The organism is Streptomyces sp. CBMA123 (genome assembly GCF_014596465.1).
Taxonomy (GTDB): domain Bacteria; phylum Actinomycetota; class Actinomycetes; order Streptomycetales; family Streptomycetaceae; genus Kitasatospora.
This window is the reverse complement of sequence record NZ_MECK01000371.1, coordinates 1-4046: the sequence shown is the minus strand read 5'-3', so window position 1 is coordinate 4046 and position 4046 is coordinate 1. Positions and strand designations below refer to the sequence as shown.

The window sequence follows — 4046 nt, the reverse complement described above, 5'->3', positions numbered from 1 at the left end:
GCGCCACGGGCTCGCCGCCCTGCGGCCGGACCGCCGTCCCCAGGAGCAGCGCCAGCACCCCGACCGCGACCACCCCGACCCGCGCGCCCCCGCTCTTCGGCCCGGGCAGGTTGATCCCCGCCCCGCTCGCGGCCTCCTTGGCGAACGCCACCACGAAGCAGAGCAGCCCGAACACCCACAACGTGATGGTTCCCGCCACGACCCCGTCCCCCATGTCCCGCCCGTACAGCCCGGCTCGAACCCGCAGATCGTACCGGGAACCTGACACCCCGGCAGCTCAATTCACCACGCCCTCCACCGCACCCCGCCACCCTCGCGGTCCTCGCGGTCCTCGTGGTGTGAGGCCGGAACGGCCGGGCGGGATCCGGTCTCCCCCGGCCCGACGTACCGGCACACCGGGACGCCCGTCGGCCTCCCCGTCCTCGGCGAGAGTCGCATAGCGGGCGAACGGTCGGCCCGCGGGCGTGCGCCATTCGATGGCGCGTTCGAGGCGCCGTCATGCGAGGTGACGCCAGGGAGGCGCCGTCGGCGTCAGCCGCCGGGCCGCGCGGGCCGGGCGTCGATCTCGGCCCAGACCGTCTTGCCGTCGTCGTGCGGCACGGCGCCCCACCGGGTGGCGGCCTTCTGCACGATGAACAGCCCGTGCCCTCCGGGCAGGCCCGGGCGGTGCGGCCGGCGCGGCTCGGGCAGGTCGGTCGAACGGTCGCTGACCTCGATCCGCAACCGGGCCTCGGAGGCGTCCAGGACGAGGTCGACGGGGCCGCCGGCGTGCAGCATCGCGTTGGCGACCAGTTCCGCGACCAGGAGCACGATGTCGTCCCCGACGCCGGCCTCGCTCATCGGCCACGACCAGTCGGCGACGGCCTGCGCGGTGTACGCCCGGGCGCGGGCGACGGGCTTGGGCAGCCCGGCCAGGTGCAGCCTCCGGCGCTGGCCGCCGGGCGGAAGGGTGGGGCCGGCGCACGGCCGGTCGCCGTCCAGGGTGGCCCGGCTGGTCGTCATGTGCGGGATCTCCCCTTCGGTTCCGGCGCGCTCGGTTCCGGCGCTGTGTTCCACTTCGTCTGCTCGGTTCCCGACCACGGACGAATTATGCGTGTCATCGGCCGGCCATGGCGGTCACCGGGGTGCGGCGAGTGCGGCGTCCACCGACGGATGGAGCGCGAACACGGTGTCGGTGCAGGTCAGTTCCAGCAGCCGCCGGACCGTGCCGGAGGGCGCCGCGAGCCGGAGGGCGACGTCCGCCGCGGCGGCCGACATCCGGGTCTGCAGCAGCAGGTTCAGTCCGGAGGAGTCGCAGAAGTCGACCCGGGCGAGGTCGACCACGAGCAGCGGCGGGCGCTGCTCCACCAGCTCGTCGAGGGCGGCCCGGGCGGGTGCCAGGGTCTCGATGTCGAGGTCGCCCGCCAGCGCGCAGACGGCGGCCCGGGTGTCGGTGTGCCAGGTGTGGACGACCAGGTCGGGCCCGGACGGGGCGCCCGTCCGGGAGGGGTCGGAGGGGGTGGTGGTCGGCGGCACGGTCACGGACTCGTTCTCTGCGGGCATCGTCTTCTCGGCTGGCATCATCGTCGTGTTCCCTCCACGGGTGTGCTCCACGAGACTACGCACGCCACCCGGCCCAGGGCCAGGCCGTGGGCCGGGCGGCCCGGGCGCGGGTGGCGTGCGCGGTGTCGTGGGTGCTCCTGGTGACCGTGTGACCGGGTCGGTGGCCGGGCGGCCGGGCCGGCCGTCCGCGCCGCCCCGGTCAGTCGGCGGTGAGGCCAGCGCGCAGGCTCTTCAGGATGCGGCTGAGGAGACGGGAGACGTGCATCTGGGACAGGCCCAGTCGGGCGCCGATCTGGGACTGGGTGAGTTCCTCGCCGAAGCGCAGCGCCAGGATGAGCCGGTCGCGTTCCGGCAGCGCGGCGACGAGCGGTTTGAGGACGATCAGGTTCTCCAGGGTGCCGAACCGCGGGTCCTCCTCGCCGAGGCGCTGGGCGAGCGGGCCCGGGTCCTCCTCGCCGTCGGTCGCGGGGGCGTCCAGGGACCCGGCGGTGTGACCGTTGGCGGCCGCGAGCCCCTCGATCACCTGCTCCTCCGTCAGGTCGAGGTGCTCGGCCAGCTCGGGCACGGTCGGTGCCCGGCCCAGGCGCTGGAACAGCACGTCGCGAGCCTTGGCGAGGGTGATGCGCAGCTCCTGGAGGCGGCGTGGCACGTGCACGGCCCAGGTGGAGTCGCGGAAGTGGCGGCGGATCTCGCCCAGGATGGTCGGCAGCGCGAAGGTGACGAACTCCGCGCCGTGGTCGGGGTCGAAGCGGTCGATCGCCTTGATCAGGCCGACCGAGCCGACCTGCATCAGGTCCTCCTCGGGCTCGCGGCGGTTGCCGACCCGGCGGATCGCGAACCGCACCAGCGACAGGTTGAGTTCGATCAGCGTGGACCGCACGTACGAGTACGCGCGGGTGCCCTCCTCCAGCGTCGCGAGCCGGGCCAGCAGCAGGCGGGTCAGCTCGCGCGCGTCACTGGGCGCGACCTGTCGCGGGTCCTCGATGTCGGCGAGTTCCGGGAACTCCATGAGCTCCGGGTGTCCCGGGAGCCCCCGGACGGCGGCCCGGTCGGCGCCGGACGCGTCGACCGTCGAGGCCCCGTCCGGAGCCGGGGCTGTCCCACGGTGGAGGAGTGCGTCACTGGTCGTGGCCATGTCGGTCCTTTCCCCTCGGCGTACGGTCCGTCCCCCGGTACCCGCCCTGGCCGATTCCATGTCGGTTCCCGTTGTGAGGATTGCGTGAACGAACGACCCGGACGGTGCGGCGGTGCCGCCTGCCGCCCGCCGTGCATGTCCGGCGGGGAACGGGGCACCCGGACCGGGTGCAGGACGGCAGAGCCGAGGAGAAGGAGGACCGGACGATGGGACGGATCGAGGAATCGGTCGAGATAGCGGCACCGCTCGGCGAGGTCTACCGACGCTGGGTGCACTGCGAGGACTTCCCCCAGTTCATGCGCGGCGTGGTCAGCGTGGACGTCTCCGGCGACGGCAACAGCAGCTGGGTGGTCGAAACCGCGGGCGGCCGACGGGAGTTCCGGGCCGTGACCACCGAGGTGGTGGAGGGCGAGCGGGTCGCCTGGGACGGCGGGGCCGACCCGGTGCGGCACAGCGGCGTGGTGACCTTCCACCACGTGGACGACCGCACCACCCGGGTGATGCTCCAGCTGGAGGTCGAACCCCACGGGCTCTGGGCGCACCTCGCCGAGGCGCTCGGCTTCGTCGACCGCCGGGTCATCGACGACCTGAACGACTTCAAGGACCACGTCGAGCGGAGCGAGCGACCGGACGCCGATCCGGGGGCATGAACCCCGGCATCGGGGGCACCCGAGCCGTAACGGGCCCGACAGGCCGACAGACCGACAGGCACCACAGACGAGCGGGCGGGGACGGCCCGGCGGCCGTCCCCGCCCGAAGAACCCGGGAAAGGGGAACCCTTCCATGGAACGTCTCACCACCCGGATCACCATGCGACTGATCACCGGCGACGAACGCAGCCGGGACCTGGCCGTCGACTGGTCCTACCGCGCCGACCAGCCCCACGCGGCGGAGCTGGACTTCACCTCCTACCAGCCGCACGCGGTGTGGTCGCTCTCCCGCGACCTGCTGCTCGCCGGCCTGGACGCGCCCGCCGGTGAGGGGGACGTGCACGTCACGCCGTTCGACGACACCCGCGTGCTGATCGCGCTCGCCGGCGACGAGGGCGTGGCCCTGCTCGCCGCCTCCACCGAGGCGGTCGCCCAGTTCCTGGCCGCCACCACGCGGCTCGTCCCACCGGGGCAGGAACACGAACGGCTCGACTGGGACCGCGGCCTGAGGGACCTGCTGGCCGCGTGACACCGCACCACCGCAGGGATCCGCGCCACGCGGAACCGCACCGCACCGCACCGCACCGAGAGGAGTGCTCCCCCATGACCACCGCCCCCGCCCAACCCGGCCTCCCGCCCCCGACCCCGGAACCCCCGGCGCCGCCGCGGCCCGCCGGCGGGCAGGGGGGGGGGCTCCGGGGGCCCCCCGGCCGGGGGGT

Annotated in this window: 6 protein-coding genes; 2 read left to right on the top strand and 4 right to left on the bottom strand. The window is 74.2% G+C overall.

What is annotated here, in order from left to right; translation table 11 throughout:
• The 4 genes from BG452_RS30940 to BG452_RS30925 all read right to left on the bottom strand — a co-directional run.
• Window positions 1-199 (bottom strand): hypothetical protein (locus BG452_RS30940; RefSeq protein ID WP_188307666.1); only part of this gene is annotated, 199 nt, incomplete at its 3' end.
• A gap of 332 nt (window positions 200-531) precedes the next feature.
• Complete coding sequence (locus tag BG452_RS30935; RefSeq protein WP_188307665.1) at window positions 532-1002, bottom strand: ATP-binding protein; 471 nt, start codon at window positions 1000-1002, stop codon at window positions 532-534.
• Between the two features lie 114 nt (window positions 1003-1116).
• Window positions 1117-1563, bottom strand: a complete 447-nt coding sequence (locus tag BG452_RS30930; protein ID WP_188307664.1) for an STAS domain-containing protein — start codon at window positions 1561-1563, stop codon at window positions 1117-1119.
• 178 nt (window positions 1564-1741) lie between these two features.
• Window positions 1742-2677, bottom strand: coding sequence for an RNA polymerase sigma factor SigF (locus tag BG452_RS30925; RefSeq protein ID WP_223242973.1), 936 nt, complete (start codon window positions 2675-2677; stop codon window positions 1742-1744).
• A 206-nt stretch (window positions 2678-2883) separates the two neighbouring features.
• On the opposite strand from BG452_RS30925, the gene BG452_RS30920 reads away from it, so the two are divergent.
• Window positions 2884-3327: an SRPBCC family protein gene (locus BG452_RS30920; RefSeq protein WP_188307663.1), complete on the top strand. Its 444-nt coding sequence runs from the start codon at window positions 2884-2886 to the stop codon at window positions 3325-3327.
• 133 nt (window positions 3328-3460) lie between these two features.
• The gene (locus BG452_RS30915) at window positions 3461-3856 is read left to right on the top strand and encodes an SsgA family sporulation/cell division regulator (RefSeq protein WP_188307662.1); all 396 of its coding nucleotides are present in this window, start codon (window positions 3461-3463) and stop codon (window positions 3854-3856) included.
• Window positions 3857-4046 lie beyond the last annotated feature (190 nt).

What these genes read in the sequence shown, in the direction of transcription:
- BG452_RS30925 (WP_223242973.1), bottom strand. Translation starts at nt 2,677, where the DNA reads ATGGCCACGACCAGTGACGCACTCCTCCACCGTGGGACAGCCCCGGCT.
- BG452_RS30920 (WP_188307663.1), top strand. Translation starts at nt 2,884, where the DNA reads ATGGGACGGATCGAGGAATCGGTCGAGATAGCGGCACCGCTCGGCGAG.
- BG452_RS30935 (WP_188307665.1), bottom strand. Translation starts at nt 1,002, where the DNA reads ATGACGACCAGCCGGGCCACCCTGGACGGCGACCGGCCGTGCGCCGGC.
- BG452_RS30915 (WP_188307662.1), top strand. Translation starts at nt 3,461, where the DNA reads ATGGAACGTCTCACCACCCGGATCACCATGCGACTGATCACCGGCGAC.
- BG452_RS30930 (WP_188307664.1), bottom strand. Translation starts at nt 1,563, where the DNA reads ATGATGCCAGCCGAGAAGACGATGCCCGCAGAGAACGAGTCCGTGACC.